21 protein-coding genes and 1 tRNA gene are annotated in these 22816 nt (G+C 39.7%); 8 read left to right on the forward strand and 14 right to left on the reverse strand.

The features are described from left to right. Positions 1 to 132: 132 nt before the first annotated feature. From N6B01_RS06140 to N6B01_RS06190, 11 genes are all read right to left on the reverse strand, one after another. Complete coding sequence (locus tag N6B01_RS06140) at positions 133 to 948, reverse strand: methyltransferase (protein WP_262080401.1); 816 nt, start codon at positions 946 to 948, stop codon at positions 133 to 135. Next, positions 941 to 1921 carry a bile acid:sodium symporter family protein gene (locus tag N6B01_RS06145; protein ID WP_262080403.1) on the reverse strand — a complete coding sequence of 327 codons (981 nt, stop codon included), beginning with the start codon at positions 1919 to 1921 and terminating at the stop codon, positions 941 to 943. The genes N6B01_RS06140 and N6B01_RS06145 overlap by 8 nt, the downstream gene beginning before the upstream one ends. A 138-nt stretch (positions 1922 to 2059) precedes the next feature. Continuing rightward, on the reverse strand, positions 2060 to 2602 hold the full coding sequence (locus N6B01_RS06150; RefSeq protein WP_262080404.1) for a gamma carbonic anhydrase family protein: 543 nt from the start codon (positions 2600 to 2602) through the stop codon (positions 2060 to 2062). Between the two features lie 335 nt (positions 2603 to 2937). Further along, positions 2938 to 4326 carry a GntP family permease gene (locus N6B01_RS06155; protein ID WP_262080405.1) on the reverse strand — a complete coding sequence of 463 codons (1389 nt, stop codon included), beginning with the start codon at positions 4324 to 4326 and terminating at the stop codon, positions 2938 to 2940. Next, a complete protein-coding gene (locus N6B01_RS06160; RefSeq protein ID WP_262080406.1) occupies positions 4320 to 4859 on the reverse strand; it encodes a gluconokinase in 540 nt (179 codons plus the stop codon). Before N6B01_RS06160 ends, N6B01_RS06155 begins: the two co-directional genes overlap by 7 nt. Positions 4860 to 5108: 249 nt before the next feature. Beyond that, on the reverse strand, positions 5109 to 6176 hold the full coding sequence (trpS, locus tag N6B01_RS06165; RefSeq protein WP_262080407.1) for a tryptophan--tRNA ligase: 1068 nt from the start codon (positions 6174 to 6176) through the stop codon (positions 5109 to 5111). A 121-nt stretch (positions 6177 to 6297) separates the two neighbouring features. Beyond that, positions 6298 to 6897, reverse strand: a complete 600-nt coding sequence (locus N6B01_RS06170; RefSeq protein ID WP_262080409.1) for an ABC-type transport auxiliary lipoprotein family protein — start codon at positions 6895 to 6897, stop codon at positions 6298 to 6300. A 378-nt stretch (positions 6898 to 7275) separates the two neighbouring features. Next, entirely contained in the window at positions 7276 to 7584 is a 309-nt protein-coding gene (locus tag N6B01_RS06175) for a hypothetical protein (RefSeq protein ID WP_262080411.1), read from the reverse strand. Further along, a complete protein-coding gene (locus N6B01_RS06180; protein ID WP_182419409.1) occupies positions 7581 to 8546 on the reverse strand; it encodes an MlaD family protein in 966 nt (321 codons plus the stop codon). Before N6B01_RS06180 ends, N6B01_RS06175 begins: the two co-directional genes overlap by 4 nt. Before the next feature lies 1 nt (position 8547). Then, a complete protein-coding gene (locus N6B01_RS06185) occupies positions 8548 to 9393 on the reverse strand; it encodes an ABC transporter ATP-binding protein (RefSeq protein WP_262080593.1) in 846 nt (281 codons plus the stop codon). A gap of 27 nt (positions 9394 to 9420) precedes the next feature. Beyond that, the gene (locus tag N6B01_RS06190; RefSeq protein WP_262080413.1) at positions 9421 to 10590 is read right to left on the reverse strand and encodes an MlaE family ABC transporter permease; all 1170 of its coding nucleotides are present in this window, start codon (positions 10588 to 10590) and stop codon (positions 9421 to 9423) included. A gap of 798 nt (positions 10591 to 11388) precedes the next feature. Between N6B01_RS06190 and N6B01_RS06195 the strand changes: the two genes are divergently transcribed. The 8 genes from N6B01_RS06195 (at position 11389) to cobM (ending at position 21092) form a co-directional block, all read left to right on the forward strand. Then, a complete protein-coding gene (locus N6B01_RS06195; RefSeq protein WP_182419412.1) occupies positions 11389 to 12168 on the forward strand; it encodes an SDR family oxidoreductase in 780 nt (259 codons plus the stop codon). A gap of 130 nt (positions 12169 to 12298) precedes the next feature. Continuing rightward, positions 12299 to 14671 (forward strand): NADP-dependent malic enzyme, encoded by a 2373-nt coding sequence (locus N6B01_RS06200; RefSeq protein ID WP_262080415.1) that lies wholly within the window; start codon positions 12299 to 12301, stop codon positions 14669 to 14671. Positions 14672 to 15067: 396 nt separating this feature from the next. Beyond that, the gene (locus tag N6B01_RS06205; protein ID WP_182419414.1) at positions 15068 to 15352 is read left to right on the forward strand and encodes an acyl carrier protein; all 285 of its coding nucleotides are present in this window, start codon (positions 15068 to 15070) and stop codon (positions 15350 to 15352) included. A gap of 176 nt (positions 15353 to 15528) precedes the next feature. Continuing rightward, entirely contained in the window at positions 15529 to 16707 is a 1179-nt protein-coding gene (locus N6B01_RS06210; RefSeq protein WP_262080594.1) for a beta-ketoacyl-ACP synthase, read from the forward strand. A gap of 14 nt (positions 16708 to 16721) precedes the next feature. Beyond that, positions 16722 to 17999 (forward strand): beta-ketoacyl-ACP synthase, encoded by a 1278-nt coding sequence (locus N6B01_RS06215; protein ID WP_262080417.1) that lies wholly within the window; start codon positions 16722 to 16724, stop codon positions 17997 to 17999. Positions 18000 to 18201: 202 nt separating this feature from the next. Then, on the forward strand, positions 18202 to 19230 hold the full coding sequence (locus N6B01_RS06220; RefSeq protein WP_262080419.1) for a zinc-binding dehydrogenase: 1029 nt from the start codon (positions 18202 to 18204) through the stop codon (positions 19228 to 19230). Positions 19231 to 19236: 6 nt separating this feature from the next. Beyond that, the gene (locus N6B01_RS06225) at positions 19237 to 20169 is read left to right on the forward strand and encodes a lipid A biosynthesis lauroyl acyltransferase (protein ID WP_262080420.1); all 933 of its coding nucleotides are present in this window, start codon (positions 19237 to 19239) and stop codon (positions 20167 to 20169) included. Between the two features lie 191 nt (positions 20170 to 20360). Continuing rightward, entirely contained in the window at positions 20361 to 21092 is a 732-nt protein-coding gene (gene cobM, locus N6B01_RS06230; protein WP_182419418.1) for a precorrin-4 C(11)-methyltransferase, read from the forward strand. 32 nt (positions 21093 to 21124) lie between these two features. Here cobM and N6B01_RS06235 read toward each other — a convergent pair. The 3 genes from N6B01_RS06235 to N6B01_RS06245 all read right to left on the reverse strand — a co-directional run bounded on the left by N6B01_RS06235 (position 21125) and on the right by N6B01_RS06245 (position 22770). Next, positions 21125 to 21200: transfer RNA gene (locus tag N6B01_RS06235), tRNA-Lys, on the reverse strand. A 335-nt stretch (positions 21201 to 21535) separates the two neighbouring features. Further along, a complete protein-coding gene (locus tag N6B01_RS06240; protein ID WP_262080421.1) occupies positions 21536 to 22384 on the reverse strand; it encodes a phytoene/squalene synthase family protein in 849 nt (282 codons plus the stop codon). After that, positions 22384 to 22770, reverse strand: a complete 387-nt coding sequence (locus N6B01_RS06245; RefSeq protein WP_262080422.1) for an Mth938-like domain-containing protein — start codon at positions 22768 to 22770, stop codon at positions 22384 to 22386. The genes N6B01_RS06240 and N6B01_RS06245 overlap by 1 nt, the downstream gene beginning before the upstream one ends. Between the last annotated feature and the right edge of the window lie 46 nt (positions 22771 to 22816).

A 22816-nucleotide genomic window follows, 5' to 3' on the forward strand; every position in this document is an offset into this window, starting at 1 on the left:
AAACTAATATGATAAATATTGTAAGATACTATTTGATAATTAACTAGCGTTTTATCATTTGATCTATTCCATTATCCTACATGCATTGAATATTGACATAATACTCAATGCATATAGTCGGATTGAATTAAATTAACTGCTTTTTTGCGCTAGAATAAGTTGGCCCGCAACGGGATTTTGTTGTTCAAGACGCACTACAATATTTTGACAGTCAATAACGGCTAGACCATTACTATTTAAAGTTTTTTTGATATAATCTTCGCTATGAGCAAAACGTTGAAAAGGCCCAACCATAAAAGGCCGGCCGGAAAAAGTTGCATTATCAGATGTCTCACTTGAAAAGCCAAAAATGCCATCATCTTCTAAATGCTCTGCAACATTTTTGAAAAAATCATCAAGTTGCCCCATATAAGGTAGAACATCGGTTGCTACAATTAAGTCCCATTTTTGTTCGCCTGCTTGACTTAAAAAACCTACTGCATCGCCCACAAATAATTTATCATAGTCACCTTTTTCATAGGCAATAGCAACCATATTTTCAGAAATATCAATACCTGTCTTTTCTTTAGCCATATCATCAAGTGCATCAGCAGATAAGCCAGTACCGCAACCAAGATCAAGCATATGCTCAAACATGAAATCGCCATCCAACACTTCAATCAAACGCTCACGTAATTGCAATGGCACATCATATTGTAATTGATCGACCAGAATCATATCAAACACATCGGCATGCTGATCAAATAATGTTGCAACATAGGCTTTTGGAGCATTTTGTGGCACTTCACCCTTGCCCATAGCAGCAAGCCGCACAGATGCGCCAGCATGATCATCAGGATCAAGTTCTAAAGCATGGCGATATGCAATGGCTGCACCATCAAAATCACCGGATTTTTCTAAACTTAAACCACGATTATAAGCTTCTTCAAGGGCGTCTTCGTCAATCATCTATTAATTCTTTCCGTTGCGACAAATGCCGCGCAATTATAGTACAAGCCATAAGCTGAATTTGATGAAATAGCATCAAAGGCAACACAACAGCACCGATATTTATGTGGCTATAGCTTGAGAATATAGCATTTGCCATAGGGGCACCACTTGCCAAACTCTTTTTTGATCCGCAAAACATGATTGTTATACAGTCGGGTTCATTGAATTTGAATAATTTAGCTCCCCACCATGTAATCATCAATACTAAAAACAATAAAATAATATCAAATCCAACCATTACCATAAGATCGTGCCACGACGTGTTTGACCATAATTTTTGGGTAACAGCCTCGGAAAAAGCTAAATAAACAACCATAACAATCGAACCTCGATCAACGATAGACGTTAAAGTTTTATGACTATTTAAAAAACTCCCTATAAAGCGCCGGCATATTTGACCTGCAACAAAAGGCAATAAAAGCTGTAAGATAATGCTTAAAAAGGCGTCAAATGAAATACCCGTCCCGGAATACGCTTGAAGTAAAAGCCCAACCAAAAAAGGAGTAACAAACATGCCCAAGATATTTGAAGCTGAAGCCGAAACAATAGCAGCAGGTACATTGCCGCCAGCAATAGAAGTAAAAGCAATAGACGATTGTACCGTTGAAGGCAGCACACATAAATATAGAATGCCTGCATAAAAAATAGATTGCTTTAATGAAGGGATAAGCCAACCTGCCATAAGACCAAGAATGGGAAAAAGTACAAATGTCGATAAAAATACCATTAAATGCAGGCGCCAATGGGTTATGCCAGCAATAACTGCCTCACTCGACAAACGAGCACCATGCAAAAAAAATAACAGAGCAACAGCACACTTTGTGGCCAGTGAAAACCATTCTTGCCCTTGCCCACTTACAGGCATAAAACTGGCAAAAATAATTGTTGCAATTAATATGGTCAAAAATTTATCAGGCAAAAACCGCGCCACAAATCACCTCATTGCGGAAAAGAGTAAGTACAAAAAATGTGTAATGAAATTCAACCGCTTTTATTTCATATATTTTTTCAAGAACTAATAACGTTAAGTGAATAAAACATATAGGGGCAAAATAGTTGTGTTTTAAATTTATAAACCAGTTTCTTGTTGCTCTTCCAAACCACGAATAAAACGTTTTGAATTTTGCTGATATAATTGGGCTGAAGCTGTATTTTTTGCAATTTCATCTTCAGTTAGGGCGCGTTTCAACTTAGCCGGAGCACCAAGTATAAGCGAATTTGCTGGAAACACTTGACCTTCGGTGACCAATGCACCTGCTCCAACAATCGAATTTTCTCCGATTTTTACATTATTCATGATGATTGCACCCATGCCAATTAGAGTATTATCACCAATTATACAGCCATGAATGATCGCGCGGTGACCAATAGTGCAATTACGCCCGATAGTAACCGGAATTCCTTTGTCGGTATGGATAATAACACCATCTTGCACATTTGATCCCTCGCCTAAAATAATAGGTTCATTATCACCACGCAAAACGGCACCAAACCAAACACTTGCAGAATCGTGAATAATGATATTGCCTATCAAATCTGCACTGTTTGCAATGAAACTAGTTTTTTTTTCAATAATATTAGGTTTGTGTCCGTCAAGAACATAATTGGTCATTTCCATCCCCTTTTATTCGGTAATTACCAAACTTGAACAATTGAAAAAGTTCAAATTAAAGCTAAGCTTTTAATGCACACTGCCACTCTTAATAATATATCGAATTGACATATCGGCGCGTTACATAAGCTTCATACTGGTTTCATGATAAGTCTTTTCAAATCATTATAAAAGTCAAAAGGGTGAATTATTTAAGCCGTTAAACTTTATGTGATAATTTTAGCAAAATTGGTTTTTCAAAAGATCTTATAGCGCAAATATTTTTAAGCCCTTAGTTTTGTTGAGGCATATCTGCGCTAAAAGAAGCTTATTACAAAATTTATTATGATTAAAAATTAAAAAATGCTAGCAACTAAAAATAACATGCCAGCTAGCAAAAATGCCATAATGCCAATAGTTGTTTCCATAACCGTCCAAGTTTTAAATGTTGTCTTTTCATCGATTTCAAGAAAACGACTAACCAGCCAAAAACCCGAATCATTTACATGGCTACAAACAACCGAACCTGCTGCAACAGCAATTACCGTCGCAATGATTTGAAAACTATTATAGCCAGAGTTAAGCACCGCTGTTTCAATTAAACTAGCAGCTGTCGTAAGTGCAACCGTTGCCGACCCTTGAGCAATACGCAAAATTGCTGCCACAACAAAGCCGGCAACAAAAACAGGTAACCCAATAGAGGATAAAGAGCCTGCAAGGGCGTCGCCAATACCACTTGCTCGCAAAACACCACCAAACATGCCGCCTGCCCCAGTAATGAGAATGACACCGCAAACAGGCCCAAGGGCAGAACCAAGCATTTTTTCAATATCAACACCGCTTAAACCGCGTAAATATCCAAGCTTGTAAGATGCAAATAAAACAGCAATAAGCAGTGCGACAGGTGTTGACCCAATAGTGGTTAAAACGCCAAACCAATAACCCGTGCCTTCAATAACCCCAGCTGATTTTAAGGTAGTTAACCCCGTGTTCATGAATATAATCACGAGGGGAATGAGCAAGACAACAACAATAGTTGCAGCGCTTGGTGGATTTTTATATTCTATTTCTTTGCCACCTGACAATAAATCAGGCACCGGAAAAACATAGCGTTTGCCAACAAAAAGCCCAAATAAATAAGATGTCACATACCATGTCGGAATAGCGATAATAATACCTATAATAGTTAAAAGGCCAATATCGGCATGAAGAAATGAAGCTGCAGCTACTGGTCCAGGATGAGGTGGCACAAAGACATGCATTACCGAAAATGCACCTGCGGCAGGAATTGCATAGCGCAAGATTCCACCGCCCAGGCGCTTTGCAACGCTAAAGACAATAGGCAGCATGACAATGAGGCCTGCGTCAAAAAATATAGGAAACCCGAATAAAAGCGATGCAACTCCAAGGGCAAGCGGCGCCCTTTGTTCGCCAAAGCGGCTAATGAGTGATTCAGCCAATGCATGCGCACCGCCAGAACCTTCAACCATGCGCCCCAACATTGCACCAAGACCAACCAATAGAGCTACGCCGCCTACAGTTGCGCCAAAGCTTGACGTTAATACCTCAACAATTCGATTTGAGGGAATTTGCGTAGCAAACGCAGTTGCGATACTAACAATAATTAAGGCAAGGAAAGCATGAATTTTTAATTTTATGATGAGAACCAAAAGAACCAAAATGGCAATCGCTGTAATGAGCAACAATTCTGGTGCACCAAGGGTTTGCACAAAATCTTTCAACATTGATCATCGCCCCCATCATAATCTATAGCTTTCAAGATTTCATCCGTAATTTCTTCAGGGCTGCCAGATATAGAAAAACGTTCGCCCGACTCATCATCTTGCAAAGATTCTAATATTGCATATTGTGAATCGAGCAAGGATGCAGGCATATAGTCATGTTGGCGGTGCGAAATTCGTTCTGCAACCAAAGTTTCAGGGCCATAAAGCTCTGCGAAAAATATATTGGCATGTTGTGTTTGCCGCAATATATCACGATAAATACGCTTTAAAGCAGAACAGGTAATAATGGTATTTTTACCATTCTGCGCATTTTTATCAATAAAATTGCGTAGCAGCTCAAGCCATGGTTTCCGATCTTCATCATTAAGCGGTATCCCAGCCGCCATTTTATCTTTATTGGTTTTCGGATGGAATTCATCAGCTTCTGCAAATTGCCAATGGGTTTTATTGACCAATAATTGTGCGGTTGTTGTTTTTCCAACGCCCGATGGACCCATGACGACAATACCGATGGGCTTATCATTTGATTGCATTGCTACCTCCCCAAAAATGTTAACGTTTTCATTTTCAACACGAACATTTATGAAAAGCATCTTTTTAATCAATATACCAGAAGTATTTCAGTTGAAATTATACTTCCCACATAACAAAAAGTTAGTTTAAAAAGGTTATAGAAAAATGTGAGCCAAATTATTAATCGACAGTCTGCAAAAATTTTTGCACGAGCAAAAAAACTCAATAAACATTATATTATTGAGATTTTTTATTTAATAATGAAACCATTAGTTCTGTAAGAAGCCAACAATGTCGCGTACAGATTTCATTGTCTTTTCAGCAATTTCACTGGCGCGTTCCCCACCCTTTTTCAAAACCGCATCAATATAGGCAGGTTCATTATTAAGGCGACGTAAATTGGTGGCAATTGGTTCCAATTGGCTAACAGCCAAATCAGCGAGTTGCGGTTTAAATTCTGAAAACTGCTTGCCAGAAAACTCCGCTAAAACATCTTGTTTTTCTATGCCAGCAAGCGCTGCATAAATACCAACAAGATTATTAGCCTCTGGACGATCTTTTAAACCATCAACCAACTCTGGCAAAGGTTCCGTATCAGTTTTTGCCTTACGGATTTTTTTTGCAATGTCATCAGCTTTATCAATGAGGTTAATACGTGACATATCAGATGGATCCGATTTTGACATTTTTTTAGTGCCATCGCGTAATGACATAATACGCATGGACGTTTCACCAATAAGCGGTTCTGCCATTGGAAAAAACCCATTAACGCTTTTATCACCAACTTGCATATCAACACCTACATTGAGCTCGCCAATACGTGCCGAATAATCATTGTTAAATTTTTGCGCAATATCACGGGTAAGTTCTAAATGCTGTTTTTGGTCTTCACCAACAGGTACATGAGTTGCGCGGTAAACAAGAATATCTGCAGCCATCAGACTTGGATAAGCAAATAGGCCAAGCGATGCGTTTTCACGATCCTTACCTGCCTTATCTTTAAACTGTGTCATACGGCTCATCCAACCCATACGCGCAACACAATTAAAAACCCAAGCAAGTTCGGCATGTTGGTAAACACGACTTTGATTGAAAATAATATGCTTTTCAGGATCAATTCCCGAAGCAATAAAAGCCGCTGCAACTTCACGGGTATTTTTAATAAGTTCAGTTGGATCTGGATTAATGGTCAAGGCATGCATATCAACAACGCAATACACACAATTATAGCTTTGTTGTAATTCTACCCAACGCTTGATTGCCCCAAGATAATTACCTAGTTGCAAGTTTCCTGTTGGTTGCACACCAGAAAACACGAGTGGATCAAAGCCAGCCATTTCAAATATCCTTATCGAACATCAATCAAAAATTTGATCTATCAATTATCAATTTTTCAAAAGAAATCAATAGCACTATGAAAATTGAGCATTTTCATTACAAAATGCTCAATTATATGCATTAAATCTTGGTTAGCGTCCAATTAACGATTTGCGAAGTTGCTTCAGAAAAAGCAGACTCTAAAGCTTGTGCATAGGCATCATTGCCAGTGCCATGTACAGGGCTTTGAGCTTTAAATATTTGGGTCGCACGGACATTACCAGTGCGATCATCAAGTATCTTAACAGCGATCTCGACATCGGCCTTTTCTGGACTTTGGGCAGAATTAATACCGAATACGCGAATATCGCTGATAATTTGATAATTAATAGCAAGACCATCCCCAGGACGACCTACCCCTGCAAGCCTTCTGGTATCTTCAAAAGCTTGAACAAGACGAGCTTGCACAAGATTTGGCAACCTGTCTGCCCATTGTGAATCTTTCAAATAAGAAATTGACGCACCATTGCTTTGCACCATGATATCTTGACCATCAAGGGCTTTTAATGCAGATGGATTGGCAATGAGAATCTGAACCGGCTTACGCTTTACAGCACTGGATTGATTAACAACTGCCAAATTTGCAGTCGAAAGATCAAAGGTTTGTTTAACAGTAACAGTTGAACATCCTGCTAAACCAATAGTTGCAAGCAAAATACCTAAACCAATAGGCTTCTTCATAATATTTCCTTTTAATTTATACATCCAGTTCACCGAAGTGTCCTTTCCTATTGCGTCAGGTAAGTTTTATCAAAATCTGATTGATAAGTTTTAATAATTTTCAAATATTATTTTTAACACAACTTAATCAAAATTTAAAAAATTAAAACCTAAGTCACTTACAAGGATTCTCAAAATTCTTATCTACAACTATTCTGGCTATTAATCCTTGCTTTGAATCAGCCTTCAAAAAATCTTCATTACTCTTATCATTATTGATTAATTCAATCTGACACATACCAGTTAGTCCCTGAAAGCTTAAATGCGCTATTGTTGAACGAGAAATATGATATTTTGAATTTATAGCGGCTCGAACAACGGTGACTGTCTTTTCATTTTTTATAAAAACTTCTTTAACGTCGCGATACGTTTATGATTAAGATAAACAGCTGCACCGCCATTTACTCCTATGTGCGTCGCAGGAAAACGAATATCAAGAGCATGAAATTGCGGTTCGCCTTCAGTTAACAATTGAAAAGCTTTTATTATCCCATCGCCACATGAAGCGACTTGGGCGATAATATTTGATGTATCTTTATTTGTTTCAAAGGTGCATGCGGGTAGCGTTAAAATTGATACTAAGGCAACTAATCGCGCATAAGCTAAATTTATTTTTATAAAATTAAATATGCGCGATCTAAAACTCATCGGCGGTTGCGCCCATCATATTGTGGTACGCTACTACCACTACCGAATAAGATTTGCTGCGGATTTTTCTCAAGGTCGGTCAATGCACGTTCAATACGTTGAACTGAAATACGGCTATCATTAACCAGTGCTTCGATATTTCGAAGCCCCTGCCCTGAAAAACGCTCAACATTATTAGCAATCGGTTTGATGTGAGCGTTTAACGTATCAGACGTCTGTTTAATAGAAGCTAGCGTTTCTTGTGCCTGAACAACAACCGAATTTTTATTGTCTGGTGACAGCATATTATCTAGCTTTGCCATAATTGCATCTGTTTTTTGCGAGGCGTTACTAAGACGTGCCATCATTTCACGTGTATCGGTCATGATTTTATCAATGTCATCACGGTTATCGACCAATGTATTACTAAACAGTTCTGCATTCTTTGCGGTTTGTGTGAGAGGGCCACGTGCATCTTTGATAAAACCTTCAAGTTGTGTCAAAGCTTCATTAGCACGCGCAAAAATATCTTGAGCTGTTGCAAGTAGATTATTAAGAGTTGAAGGATCAGCATCGATTCGCGCAACGGCACCTTCCTTTTGTGCTTCCTCAACTAAATTACTTTCATTTAGGCTACCACCTTTTAGCTCGATAAATGCGAGACCTGTTAAGCCTTGAAAGCCAAGTGTTGCTTGGGTTGAGCGAGTAATTCGTATAGTCCTGTTAACTTCAGTCTTTGCTATTACCACATTTGGATTAGTGTCATCAAAAACCAGCTGACGCACTGTGCCAACTTTAATACCATTAAACAATACTTGACTGCTTGCGCTTAGACCAGTAACCGACCCGGGAATACGTATATCAAGCGGTGCCAAGTTGCGATTATCAAGAAAATGTCCAAAATATAGAATGATTGCAAACGCTGCTGCTAGTGTGCCAAGCGTGAAGCTACCAACCAATACATAACTTGCTTTGGTTTCCATTTTAACTATTTGCCTCTGTCTTTGCCCCTTTACGGCGCCGGGATGAATCGGTACTTATGCTACGTGAACGTTTGCCATGGAAATATGATTTAATCCAAGGTACATCACTTTCAAGCATATCTTCAATTGTTCCTTCTGCTGCAACCTTTTTACCACCTAAAACCGCCACGCGATCACAAATGGAGTAAAGACTGTCAAGATCATGGGTTACCATATAAACAGTAAGCCCCATTGTATCACGTAAATCAGCAATAAGTTCATCAAAATCAGCCGCACCAATCGGATCAAGACCCGAGGTCGGCTCATCAAGAAATACAATATGTGGGTCAAGAGCCAATGAACGTGCAAGAGCTGCACGTTTAATCATACCACCTGATAATTCCGATGGATATTTATCGGCAGCATCGGCCTCCAAGCCCACAAGCTCAATTTTCATGCGCGCCAATTCATTCATAAGTTTTGGCGGCATGCGTAAATATTGCTGCATGGGAATACGAATATTTTCCAATACAGTAAGGGCCGAAAACAATGCCCCGTGTTGGAATAATACACCCATGCGCATATCAATTTGCGTTTTTTCCCTATCGCTTATCGCATCAATATTTTTTCCTAAAATATTGATTTGACCTGATTCTTTTGAATTAAGCCCAAGAATAGTGCGCATTAATACGGATTTACCAGCACCAGAAGGACCAATAAAACCTAAAATTTCACCACGTTGAATATCAAGGTCTAAGCCATCAAGAACAGTTTTAGTTCCAAAGCGCACTGTGACATCGCGCACGGAAATAATTGCATCATTTGATGCTGGATTTGCAACTAGTTCTTGTTGATTAGATATATTCATTTCTTTATCATTCATAATCTAATTCTTTTAAAAATTGATTGCTGCATAAAAAATTGCAAAGAAACCATCCAACACAATCACCACAAAAATAGCTTTAACAACTGATGACGTCACTCGAGCACCAAGAGATTCAGAGCTACCTTCAACCTTCATGCCTTCAACCGAAGCAATAATACCGATAACCATTGCCATAAATGGGGCTTTGATAAGACCAACAAATAAAGTACTTACGGTTACTGATTCTGAAAGACGATCCATAAAGGCGCCAAAAGGTATACCCGAATACGCCAACAAGACACATGCTGCACCCAATAAAGCAGCTAAATCAGCTATAATTGTTAATAATGGTAGAGCAAAAACCAACGCAACCAAGCGAGGAAAAACTAGAACACTAACAGGATTGAATCCCATAACCTTTAGCGCATCTATCTCCTCTTGCATTTTCATAGAGCCAAGCTCCGCAGTAATAGCACTACCAGAACGACCCGCTATCATGATTGCTGTCATTAATACGGCTAATTCACGAAACACAAGTATGCCAACAAGATCGACAGCATAGGGTTCGGCGCCAAAATTCCGCAATTGGAAAGCACCTTGCTGAGCAATAATTGCTCCAACAATAAATGACATAAGCGATATAATCGGAATTGCGCCAACACCCATTTTCTGAACTTGCGCAACAATGGCGGTAAAGTTTATACTGCTCCGCCCATCAGCTCGCTTACCTTGAGGCCCAATCAAAGTGGAGCCTAAGATATTCATTGCCATAACAAAATCATTAAAGCCGCTCATCATTACGCGACCCAAACCACCCACCGTCAAAATGAGTGCATTGTCTTTTTTTGGCTTTTTAATTTCATCTTGCGATGGAACGGCTGCGCCAACAGATTTCAGCAAGGATTCCCACCCGGGCTTTGAGCCTTCAATAGAAACTTCGCATTGATTATTATGGAGGCGGTAGGCGAGACGCTCGATTAACCACGCCCCACCTGTATCAAGCCCATCAATATTGCTAAGCGAAAGAACAACCCTTTGATTACCCAGTTTTTCAAGCATACGCATGTCATTATCTACTAAGTAGATAGTATGCGTAGTCCAATGACCACTTAATGCTATTGTTGTAGCACCATTTTTATTTTCACTTGCCACACTAGGCTTAGCCCAACTATCGGGATTATTTTTTTGTTTTTCTGCCATTATTTCCAAATCACTTTTGGCCGCGGCACGCAGCAATAGATTCTAATAATATATTTTTTACTATTATGGTTAATTAAATATTAATAATTTACTCCCTAGCTAACCAATATTTAATTGTTTTACAACTAGGTAAACCTTAAAAAATTAACGGCCTTCAAATTTATCATTTAAAATCAAAATATTAATTAATTTAAATGTTTTAAAATTCATGATTAAAGGGATATTTCATTCCGATTATTTCATTTTCTATGATTATTTTTTCTTTTTATGAAGCCATAGGATGAAAGATTCATCATCTTAATATCGAGATGTGTCAATATTTATAAATTATTCATACCTAACAGCATTATAGATCAAAATTCAATTGAATATCTTATGATGCATTATAAATCAGATAGTTGTGAATTATATTTAAAGTTATTTGTTTACTTAATCGGCATTATTGCAAACATTTCAACCATCCTAACGGACCAATAAGCCACCTATCCTAATGAGATCAGAAACCGTAATTTACATTCACTTGTAATTAACTTGGGCATTTATCGAATTCAAAATTTTGCTCACATTATTTTGAAATTGCTCTAGGACTTAAAAAATGCTTAAAACGATTTGAATAATTTTCATTTGTGAAGATAGATATAAAAAAACAACCGCATTTTTTTGCGTTGGATCGATTGAATTAAGTTTTTGTATCAGTATAAACTAACCGCATTACGGGAGCTAATCTAAATAAATTGATAGGCTTAGATTACCCTTAATCGCCGATTGAACAATAAACCTTTGCATGAGGAGACCAAAATGGATCTTGGTTTGAAAAATAAAAAAGCAATTATCTGTGCCTCAAGCAAAGGACTTGGCAAAGCTTGTGCATTTTCGTTGGCGCGCGCTGGTTGCGAAATCACTATCAATGGTAGAGATAAAGAAATCTTGCAAAAAGCTGCTGATGAAATTCAGATGGCAACGGGCGTTAAAGTTTCAATCGTCAACGCTGATGTCTCAACCAAGGAAGGGCAAAAAGCTCTATTATCCGCCTGCCCCGACCCTGATATCCTTGTAAACAACAATGGCGGTCCGGCTTATAAAAACTTTAGGCAGCTAGATCGGCAAACAATTCTGGCTGGATTGGAGCAAAATATGGTTACTCCAATCGAGCTTATTCAGGCTGTAATTGATGGCATGGTAAGCCGTAAATTTGGTAGAATTGTTAACATCACGTCAACTTCGGTTTATCGACCTATTCCTGGGCTTGATCTATCATCTGGTGCTCGTGCTGGCTTAACTGCTTTTTTAGCAGGGGTTGCGCAAGTCGTAGTATCCAGTAATGTTACCATTAATAATCTTTTGCCTGGGGCGTTCGCTACTGATCGACTAAAGGGCTCACTCGAAAATGAGCAAAGGACAAGTGGACTTCCATTAGATGATATTTACAAGCACCGCATGGCGCATATTCCTGCAAAGCGCTTTGGTAATCCGGAAGAATTTGGTGATGCTTGTGCTTTCTTATGCTCATCAAAATCAGGTTATATCACAGGCCAAAACTTGGTTATTGACGGCGGCTCTTATGCAAGTGCTTTTTAATAATTTTTTTAATGCGTAAAAAGCTAACTCAGATAACTATATTGTTAATAATTATTGCAATAAATTAAACGTAAATGCTTAATATTTATGCGGCCCCTAAAAAGCGTTAATTAGCAACAAAGGCAAGATAATGACAACGAAAAGCGGTAAAAAGAAACTCTCAGAGCTTGAAGAAGCAGCATTGTTTTTTCATCAATATCCAAAGCCGGGAAAATTAGAAATTCATGCAACCAAACCCTTGGGAAACCAACGCGATTTGGCACTGGCCTACTCGCCGGGTGTTGCCGCTCCTTGTCTTGCTATTCATGATGACCCTAATCTTGCTGCTCAATATACGTCAAGAGCTAATCTTGTTGCGGTTATTTCGAATGGTACCGCAGTTTTGGGCCTTGGCAATATTGGTCCATTGGCATCTAAACCGGTAATGGAAGGTAAGGCTGTCCTTTTTAAGAAATTTGCCAATATTGATGTTTTTGATATTGAGATCGAAGCTCCAACAATTGAATCAATGGTAAAGACCATTTCGTCTTTAGAACCTACTTTTGGCGGTATCAACCTTGAAGATATTAAAGCACCTGAATGTTTCGAGGTTGAAGACCAATTACGTAAAATCATGAAAATACCTGTTTTTCATGATGATCAGCATGGTACAGCCATTATTGTTGCGGCTGCTGTCATCAATGCGCTTTCTCTTGCCAATAAGCGTATTGAACATGCAAAAATCGTAACTTCTGGCGCTGGTGCGGCTGCCCTTGCCTGCCTCAATCTTCTTGTTTCATTAGGCGCTCGGCGCGAAAACATTTGGGTCAGCGATATTGAAGGCGTTGTCTATGAAGGGCGTAATAGCCTCATGGATAGATGGAAAGAAGTTTACGCGCAGCAAACTGATGCACGCACTCTAAGTGAAGTCATTAAAGATGCCGATATTTTTCTTGGTCTTTCAGCTGGCGGAGTATTGAAGCCAGAATTGTTAAAATCGATGGCTGAAAAGCCCCTCGTCATGGCTCTCGCCAACCCAACACCAGAAATTATGCCAGAAGAGGCGCGCAAAGTTCGTCCTGATGCGATGATTTGTACTGGGCGTTCTGACTATCCTAATCAGGTGAATAATGTCCTTTGTTTCCCGCATATTTTCCGTGGCGCATTAGATGTTGGTGCAACCGCTATCAATGAAGAAATGAAACGAGCGGCAGTGTTTGCCATTGCAGCACTTGCGCAAGAGGAAACCTCCGATACAGCTGCAAAAGCCTATAGTGGCGAAGTACCCAAATTTGGTCCAGATTATCTAATTCCTTCACCTTTTGATAATCGCCTTATTTTACGCATTGCTCCAGCTGTTGCCAAAGCTGCAATGGAGACAGGTGTTGCTTTACGTCCAATTACCGATATGGAGCACTACCTTGAAGAGTTAAATCGCTTCGTTTTCCGTTCGGGACTTATTATGAAGCCAGTTTTTGCCACGGCAAAAAGCTCCAAGGTAAAACGTGTAATTTACGCAGATGGTGAAGATGAGCGTGTATTGCGGGCTGCTCAAGTCGTATTAGAAGAAAAGACAGCCATTCCGATACTTATTGGAAGGCCTAATGTTATTGATGTAAGGCTAAGACGCTTTGGTTTAAAAATTAGACCAAATGAAGATTTTGAGCTGATAAATCCTGATGATGATCCGCGCTACCGTGATTATGTGGATCTCTTTTTAAGCTATACAGGTAGACGCGGCGTCACACCAGAAGTTGCCCGCACAATTGTTCGAACATCAACAACAGCAATTGCGGCTTTGGCTGTTATGCGCGACGAAGCGGATGCTATGATTTGTGGTCTTGGTGGTCGCTTTGAGCGCAATTTGCAATTGGTTGAACAAATAATCGGCCTTGAGCCGGGCGTATCTGGTTTCTCGGCATTAAGTTTGCTTATCTCACAGCGCACGCCAATATTTTTTACAGACACCTATGTTAATCAAGATCCAACAGCGGAAGAATTGGTTGAAATTGCTTGGCTTGCCGCGCAAGAGCTACAGGGCTTTGGTATTGAACCCAAAATTGCTTTTGTTTCTCACTCCAATTTTGGTTCGAAAAGCAGCAAAAGCGCCGAAAAAATGCGCGAAACTGCTAATCTATTTGCGCAACGTTTTCCAGAAATTGAAGCAGATGGTGAAATGCATGGTGATTCAGCTCTATCACAAGCCTTACGTGATCGCGTTTTACCAGGTTCACGCTTAAAGGGTGAAGCAAATCTTCTGGTATTTCCTAATCTTGATTCAGCCAATATTACCATGAATGTTGTCAAGCAAACCCTTGATGCATTGCATGTTGGACCTATTCTAATGGGACCTTCAAGACCAGCCCATATTTTAACACCTTCGGTTACATCGCGCGGCGTTGTGAATATGACTGCCCTAGCTGTAGTTGAAGCAAATCGCAGAAATGCACTCTTAACCGCAAAGGATAAAGAGGTTGATACGGGAGATTATTTCCGTCGCCATCGCCGTATTATCCCAACCTAATGAATTATTTTGACTATTAAAATTTTGTCTTTTTGCTAAACATTACTAAAACATATGTAGTTTAAAGTTTTTTTGCAAAAAAATGATAAAATATTATCTTTGAAACAGTTAAAAGGGTGAAAAATATATTTTTCACCCTTTTACTTCACTTGCAAAGCGATTAGATAGCTATAAATCATAATTTGGATTATAGCCTAATTTCGTATATAACGAAGAGTAGGATGAATAAATGGTCTTTAAGAAGAGGTCTATGGATTTAAATTAGAGACTATTGTACACTCTCGCAAAAGCCAATGAGCTTCAACGAGACTAATTGAGCGTTAACAAATTTATATGTGATGTGTTTTTTAATATATTAAAAACATGTTATATATTGCTAAAACAAGGAATTGCACATTGTCCTCAACATTTGACAAAGTCGCCGATATTATTGCTGAAACCAGTGAAATTGATCGTGATACAATTACACCTGAGAGCCACACGATTGATGACCTAGGGATCGACAGCCTTGATTTCCTTGATATCGTTTTTGCTATTGATAAGGAATTTGGCATTAAAATTCCACTTGAGCAATGGACACAAGAAGTTAATGACGGCAAAGCTGAAACTGAGGAATATTTTGTCCTTAAAAATCTTTGCGCCAAGATTGATGAACTTGTTGCAGCAAAAGCTGCCAGCTAATAATTTTTAAAATTATAATTCTACCTCCTGATGCCATGAGTATTAAACACTTCAGTTGGCATCGGGAGATATGTAAGTAATTAAGTGCTAAACACTTAACTTGAAAATATTTAACATTTCTGCGGACAATTTTAAATATTTGTCCTTTGGCAGTATATTTATGGGCATTGGATATGATGCAAGAAAAATCCGTTTTCATCACCGGTATTGGCTTAATCTCTTCACTTGGTGAGGGTGTAGATCATCATTGGCAACAAATAAACGGTAAACCACAGCCCAATTTGGATGAAGCACGCTTTGCGCCCTATATGGTTCATGCTTTAGGAGAAGTTGATTGGAATAGTCAAATTCCAAAGCGCAGCGATCAACGTCAAATGGAAACATGGCAACGTCTTGGTACCTATGCCGCAGGTCTTGCCCTAGAAGATGCTGGCATGAAAGGTAATGAAGCTTTAACTTCAACCATGGATATGATCGTTGCAGCAGGCGGCGGTGAGCGCGACATTAATGTTGATCAGTTAATTTTATCTAAAGGCAGAGAAGCAGGTATTGACCGCGAAGTGCTGCTTAATAAGATGCTATCAACCGAATTGCGACCTACCCTTTTTCTTGCCCAACTATCCAACCTACTTGCAGGTAATATTTCTATTGTCCATAAAGTAACTGGTTCATCGCGCACATTTATGGGTGAAGAAGGTTCAGGTATAGCAGCGCTTGAAACTGCCACTGCTCGCATTAGAGGCGGCCAAAGCACCCACACATTGGTTGGCGCATCCTATAATAGCGAACATTATGATATGTTGCTTGGCTATGCTTTGGGCGGCTATTTGCAACAAGATAAATGGTCATCGGTTTGGGAGCGCGATTCTGCCCATGGTGGCGGCGCTATAACTGGCACAAGTGGCGTTTTTCTTGTTCTTGAAGAAGCTGAGCAAGCAAAGGCGCGTGGCGCTAGCATTTATGGTGAATTGAAAACAATTATTACGGATCAAACCAACCGTAAAAAACAGCCATTAGAAGCAAGCCTCACAAGAATGTTAGATAAGGTTGGCGCAAAAGAGAATAATTTTGCAATTAGTGGTGCATCGGGCGTTATTGAGATAACCAATCAAGAGCGTGCAGCATTAGAAAAAACGGGGCTTTCCTATCGTGGTTTTGCCAGTCTCTTTGGCCATATGCGTGAAGCACAGTTTTTATTTGCAACAGCCCTTGCAGCAATAGCTGTACAAAAACAAAGCGCGTTCCCACCACTTAGCACCAATGAAAAAGCCTATGAAGGTGAAGTAAAAGATGCATTTGCTATCACAGCAGGTGTTTCACGCACTGAAGGTATTGCGCATATTACGCGCGCATAAGGAATATTTGTACCATGTCTCAATATCTTGATCATCTAGGTCGTCCAATTGTTGCCATTACTGGTATGGGGGTTGTTTCCTCGCTTGGGATTGGCAAGGAAGAAAATTGGCATAAATTGACGAATGGCATAAGCGGCATTCATGCGATTAGCCGTTTTCCAACTGAGAACCTTGCAACGCGTATTGCCGGCACTGTTGATTTTTTACCAGAAAGTCAGCTTGGCGCTTCTACTTTATCGGAAAAATTGGCATTGCTCGCCGGACGAGAAGCCCTTGAAGAAGCTGGTTTTGCCGGCAAAAATTTTGATGGCCCACTTGTTTTAGCAGCCCCACCGGTAGAACTTGCTTGGAAAAGTCGTTTTACCCTAGATGATGAGGTGTGCGACCAAGGTGAAGCATCCTATCAATTGGCTTTACAAGCTTGCGCTCAAAAACCACATGATGAATTCTATAATTCCACTCAATTTGGCTTTATTGCTGAGCGAATTGCTGACGAATTTGGAACGCGTGGTTTACCGGTAACTTTATCGACAGCTTGCGCATCAGGTGCCACCGCAATTCAAACGGGAGTTGAAGCGATCAGGCGCGGCGAAACAGACCGTGTTTTGACAATTGGAACCGATGGATCGGTAACAGCCGAAGCACTTATCCGTTTTTCACTTTTATCAGCCTTATCCACGCAAAATGAACATCCAGAAAAAGCCTCGAAACCTTTTGCAAAAGGGCGCGATGGCTTTGTTATTGCTGAAGGTTCTGGTGCTTTGGTTTTAGAATCATTGGAAAGTGCGGTTAAGCGCGGTGCCAATATATTAGGAATCTTGGCAGGCTGTGGTGAAACCGCCGACGATTTCCATCGTACTCGCTCTAAACCTGATGCGTCTCCTGCGATAGGCTCGATCCACAAAGCTTTAGCCGATGCTGGTCTTAATGTTATGGATGTTGGCTATATTAACGCCCATGGCACTTCAACGCCTGAGAATGAAAAAATGGAATACCTTGCCATGTCGACGGTATTCGGCGATAACATTCAAAATATCCCCGTATCTTCGAATAAATCGATGATTGGCCATACGTTAACCGCAGCAGGCGCTATTGAAGCCGTGTTTTCACTGTTAACAATTCGTTCAGGTATTTTGCCGCCAACAATTAATTATCAAGAAGCTGACCCAACAATACCGCTTGATGTTGTACCTAATATTGCCCGCACAGCAGAAGTTGATACAGTATTATCAAACTCTTTTGGCTTTGGTGGTCAAAATAGCAGTCTGGTAATTAAAGCTTATAAAAACTAATCATTAAGTTAAGGTGATTTTGACGTAATTGTCGACGTCACCTCGCCACTCTATATTGCGGGTTGTAATCCATTTGGTTTATTCTTAAACATTTATGTGGTATGCGATATCACGAGTATTAGTTTTATCAAGCTTTTATGGGCTTGCTTATTTTTATGCTGCATATTAAAGAGCAGCAAATTTATTTGAGAGGACTACACATATGCGCGCGCTGCAATTGCTAGATGATCGCCGCCTTGAAATTACCGATATAGCAGAACCAGATGCGCCAGCTATTGGCGAAGTTACTGTACGCATTAAAGCTGTTGCACTCAATCATATCGATGTTTGGGGTTGGCGCGGCATGGCCTTTGCCAAACGTAAAATGCCGCTCGTCATCGGTGCAGAGGCATCTGGTGAAGTTATTGCCATCGGTGAAGGCGTTAGCTCTGTTTATCCAGGGCAATTGGTTTCAATTTATGGCGCCAGAACCTGCGGGCTTTGCAAGGCATGCCGCGAAGGTCGCGATAATTTATGTGAGCATGTAAGTGGTGTTCATGGTTTCCACTTGGATGGCTTTGCCTGCGAAAAAGTGAATCTACCGGCACGTCTTCTAGTGCCTGCTCCTCCCGGTGTTGATGCGATTGGCGCAGCTGTCGCACCAGTAACTTTTGGTACTGTTGAGCACATGCTTTTTGATAATGCCAAGTTACAACCAGGTGAAACTATTTTGATCCATGCTGGCGGATCTGGTATTGGTTCTGCGGCTATTCAACTTGCCAAAAAAATGGGGTGCACCATCATAACCACGGTTGGCTCAGATGATAAGATTGAAAAGGCACGCGCATTAGGTGCCGATCATGTTATTAATTACCGCGAAGATCGCTTTGAAGGTGTAGTACGCAAGCTAACCCGCAAAAAAGGTGTTGATGTTGTTTTTGAACATGTCGGCGCAGCCACTTGGGCAGGTTCAATGTTATGCATGAAACGTGGTGCCCGTCTTGTGACTTGCGGTTCCACTTCAGGCGTTTCAACTCAAATGAATTTGATGCAGCTTTTCCAACAACAATTGAAGATTTTAGGTTCATTTGGTTGCCGTATGGAAAATATGGCAGATGCTATGCAAAAAATGGCACAAGGCTTGGTTCATCCGGTAATTGACACCATCGTTGGTTTTGAAGAGATCGATACAGCGCTTAGCCGCATGGAAGGTCGAGATGTCTTTGGAAAAATTATTCTAAAGATAGATTGATCTAAAATGTTAAAACTTCGCATCAAGTTATTTATTTACCGTCTTAAAATGAAATTTAAAGATTGGTGGAATTGGTTATGGGCGCATATTGCGGCTGGCATGTTGGTGTCAATTAAGTTTTTACCAGCAAAGCCAAGTATTGCGTTTTTTGCTAATTTTGCCAGTTTAATTGGACCAATGACCCCTCGTCATCAGGTAGCACTTAAAAACCTTCGTGCTGCTTTTCCTGAAAAAGACGATAAGGAAATAAAATCGATTGCGCGTGAAATGTGGCGCAATATGGGGCGTCTTTTTGCTGAATATGTTTTTCTTGATGAAATTTTCGATTTCGATCCAACATCAGATAAGCCTGGTTTTGTAGAGGTTGAAGGAGAGGAAATATTCAAGCGCATCAGAGATGAGAATAAGCCACATATTTTCTTTACAGCTCATACCGGCAATTTTGAGCTTTTACCGATTTGTGCAGCAACCTACGATCTTGATGTGATGGCGCTATTTAGGCCACCTAATAACCCTTACATCGCAAAGAGGGTTTTAAAAGCCCGCCGCACTAAGATGGGGCATTTGGTTCCATCCAAAGCTGGATCAGCTTGGGTTCTTGCCGGTCGCCTGCAAGAAAGCGGTAATGTGGGAATGTTGGTAGATCAAAAGTTTCGTCGCGGATTGAACACAACATTTTTCAATTTGCCAGTTAAAACAAATCCATTACTGGCCAAATTAGCCCGTCAATATGATTGTGATGTTTATCCTGCCCGTTGTATCCGCTTACCTGAAGGTCGATATAAGTTACAGCTTTTCGATAAGGTTGATCTACCCAAAAACGCTGAAGGTGCGATTGACATCAATGCTAGTGTTCAATTGATAAATGATATTGTTGAAAATTGGGTAAGAGAATATCCTGGGCAATGGATGTGGTTTCATAAGAGATGGGAAAAATAGTCAACATTTCAGACATTCGGAAGATTTCCAACCTTATTAAATTAAACAATAAAAACAATTTATTAGAGCAACATTCTAAATAATTGCTCTAATAAATTTGATTGAAGCTTGTTAAAGCAATATATTTTCAAAGTGACCGTTACATATCATTTCTTTTGTAATTTTTAAAATGGGCAAGAAAAAGGTTTATCATGACAGTGCATTTCATTGGTGCGGGCCCAGGTGCTGCAGATCTCATCACTGTACGCGGCCTTAGACTATTACAATCCTGTCCTATTTGTCTTTATGCCGGCTCTCTTATTCCTAAAGATTTGCTGACAGATTTGCCCCCCCATATCAAACGCATTAGTAGCCATGATATGACACTTGATCAAATTATTGAGCTCGTCAAGGATGCTCATAATAAGGGACAAGATATAGCACGCTTACATTCGGGTGACCCATCACTCTATGGTGCAATTGCCGAGCAGATACGTTGTCTTGAGGATATTGGTATTCCTTACGATATAACTCCTGGCGTTCCCTCATTTGTAGCGGCAGCTGCGGCTATGAAACAAGAATTAACCCTGCCAGGAATTAACCAGTCAATTATTCTTACCCGTACTTCAAAAAACTCATCCGCTATGCCTGAAAAAGAAACTTTAACGCATTTAGGGGCATCTGGCGCAACAATCGTAATACATTTATCTGCTACAAACCCAGATACAATAATCCAACAATTATCACCGCTTTATGGGGACACATGTCCTGTTGTTATTGCAGCAAATGTTAGCTGGGACAATGAAAAAATAATACCTACAACGCTCTCAGAGCTTAAAATAAGTCTTGATGAGCATAATATTTCACGCACAGCACTTATTTTCGTTGGACCAGCATTAGCACAGCAAAATTTTTTAAATTCTTATCTTTATTCCGAAAAATAAAACAACTAAATTTTTAATGAAGAAATCTAAATTGGTGAGCGCGCAGGGATTCGAACCCTGGACCTACTGATTAAAAGTCAGTTGCTCTACCGGCTGAGCTACGCGCTCCCTTACAACATGATTTGTTGCGGAAAGTGAGCGGAACATACGTTTAAGAAGACAAAACGTCAACAGCAAAAATAGAAAAAACACAGATAAACTCAATTTAATTATAACTATATGTTTTAAAATAAGTTTTTTTACAAAATTATCAAAATTAATCATTTGGATATTAAAATTACTGTCTTGTGACAAATCTTAGTGTCAGATTCTTAAACAGCAAATTTTAATATTTTTTACCGCAGCGCTATTTCACATAAAATGGTTTAAAGGGCGCACTTAAAATTCATGTCATAATCACATTAACTGAAGTCAAAGATAAATCATCTATTGGTAAAAAAGCACTAGTTTGAAAATTTACCCGTGATCGCTGTTTTTAAAATGGACCATTGACGTTGCAAGTGTGACAATTCAAATGGCTTTGTAAACGCTATAAAGTCAGCCTTCTGTGTCCGTCTAACATATCGTGGCATAAGTGTTAAGGGTAGAAAAACTGGCCTTAAGCTTGGTGCTAATTTTTGTTGCGCAGTTTTAAAAACAGTATAATGCTCAAAGGCAAAAGCCGTTAAAGCTGCAATCACTCGCGACTTTTGTTCAATATTATTGCTATCTGGAGTAATATCTTCTCTGCTAACACCAACAGCATTTAAAATCTCAGTAGGAATGTAAAATTGATGTTCCGCAGTGATCATAGGTAAAAAGCGCAATATTTGCATTAATACAGCACTTACACCGCCATGTCCGCATGCATTGTCGCTACTTTGCACTTCAAACTCGTCCAATATTTGGCAACCAAGCTTAAACAGGATAGACTGTGTTTCGCCACAATAGCCCTCAAAGTCAGCGATAGTAATGAATGAATCATTATATAGATCAAAAATTCGTGCTTCACATGCATTGATTAAAGCCTTTTCGGGCAAGCCATAAATGCTAATCGTCTCAAGCAAAGCATCAAGCACTGGATTTTGGGTTGGCTCCTTGCTGCCTTTTTCAATATTATCCGCCCACCACCGCAATCTAACTTCACCTGCTAATGGCTCTTTCACCACATTTCGAATACGTGCAATTTCATGATTAAATGCAAATAAAGCTGCAAGCCCTGCCCGCTTTTTCGCTGGTGCAAAAAGCAAGGAGATATAACGATCAAAATCACCCTGCTTTAAAAGCTGCATACAATATTGAGTATTATCCATTATTCAACCGCATAGAGAATTGCTGCAACTGCGCGGTTTTCAGCCAATAATACATTATATGTACGTACGGCAGCACCTGTACTCATGGTATCGGCAGATATATTGCGCAGTTGTAGTGCTGAACGCACCTCTTTTGGCAATCGCAAAAGATTTACGCCCGTACCAATCAATAATATCTCAATTGCATCTGCTTCTTGCAAAACTCGATCAACATCAAAAATTGTGGGCGTTGATTGAGTGAGATCTATACCATATATACCGCTTGGCACGCAAATAATTGAGCCTTTATGGGACATATCTGCAAAGCGAAAACCACCATTTCCATAGGCATCGATAGGAGCGCTACCTGGAAAATGTGCGTCTCGGATTTCAATTCCTTGAACCATAAAAATTCCTATTATTTATTTAGCATGCAATATTTCAGAATATCAA

Origin of the sequence: Bartonella sp. HY406 (assembly GCF_025449315.1) — a bacterium.
GTDB lineage: Bacteria > Pseudomonadota > Alphaproteobacteria > Rhizobiales > Rhizobiaceae > HY038.

Bases quoted from the DNA above. Each gene is read 5' to 3' on its own strand.
- N6B01_RS06140 (WP_262080401.1), bottom strand. From the start codon at position 948: ATGATTGACGAAGACGCCCTTGAAGAAGCTTATAATCGTGGTTTAAGT.
- N6B01_RS06150 (WP_262080404.1), bottom strand. From the start codon at position 2,602: ATGACCAATTATGTTCTTGACGGACACAAACCTAATATTATTGAAAAA.
- N6B01_RS06155 (WP_262080405.1), bottom strand. From the start codon at position 4,326: ATGTTGAAAGATTTTGTGCAAACCCTTGGTGCACCAGAATTGTTGCTC.
- N6B01_RS06160 (WP_262080406.1), bottom strand. From the start codon at position 4,859: ATGCAATCAAATGATAAGCCCATCGGTATTGTCGTCATGGGTCCATCG.
- trpS (WP_262080407.1), bottom strand. From the start codon at position 6,176: ATGGCTGGCTTTGATCCACTCGTGTTTTCTGGTGTGCAACCAACAGGA.
- N6B01_RS06170 (WP_262080409.1), bottom strand. From the start codon at position 6,897: ATGAAGAAGCCTATTGGTTTAGGTATTTTGCTTGCAACTATTGGTTTA.
- N6B01_RS06175 (WP_262080411.1), bottom strand. From the start codon at position 7,584: ATGAGTTTTAGATCGCGCATATTTAATTTTATAAAAATAAATTTAGCT.
- N6B01_RS06180 (WP_182419409.1), bottom strand. From the start codon at position 8,546: ATGGAAACCAAAGCAAGTTATGTATTGGTTGGTAGCTTCACGCTTGGC.
- N6B01_RS06185 (WP_262080593.1), bottom strand. From the start codon at position 9,393: ATGAATATATCTAATCAACAAGAACTAGTTGCAAATCCAGCATCAAAT.
- N6B01_RS06190 (WP_262080413.1), bottom strand. From the start codon at position 10,590: ATGGCAGAAAAACAAAAAAATAATCCCGATAGTTGGGCTAAGCCTAGT.
- N6B01_RS06195 (WP_182419412.1), top strand. From the start codon at position 11,389: ATGGATCTTGGTTTGAAAAATAAAAAAGCAATTATCTGTGCCTCAAGC.
- N6B01_RS06200 (WP_262080415.1), top strand. From the start codon at position 12,299: ATGACAACGAAAAGCGGTAAAAAGAAACTCTCAGAGCTTGAAGAAGCA.
- N6B01_RS06210 (WP_262080594.1), top strand. From the start codon at position 15,529: ATGCAAGAAAAATCCGTTTTCATCACCGGTATTGGCTTAATCTCTTCA.
- N6B01_RS06215 (WP_262080417.1), top strand. From the start codon at position 16,722: ATGTCTCAATATCTTGATCATCTAGGTCGTCCAATTGTTGCCATTACT.
- N6B01_RS06220 (WP_262080419.1), top strand. From the start codon at position 18,202: ATGCGCGCGCTGCAATTGCTAGATGATCGCCGCCTTGAAATTACCGAT.
- N6B01_RS06225 (WP_262080420.1), top strand. From the start codon at position 19,237: ATGTTAAAACTTCGCATCAAGTTATTTATTTACCGTCTTAAAATGAAA.
- cobM (WP_182419418.1), top strand. From the start codon at position 20,361: ATGACAGTGCATTTCATTGGTGCGGGCCCAGGTGCTGCAGATCTCATC.
- N6B01_RS06240 (WP_262080421.1), bottom strand. From the start codon at position 22,384: ATGGATAATACTCAATATTGTATGCAGCTTTTAAAGCAGGGTGATTTT.
- N6B01_RS06245 (WP_262080422.1), bottom strand. From the start codon at position 22,770: ATGGTTCAAGGAATTGAAATCCGAGACGCACATTTTCCAGGTAGCGCT.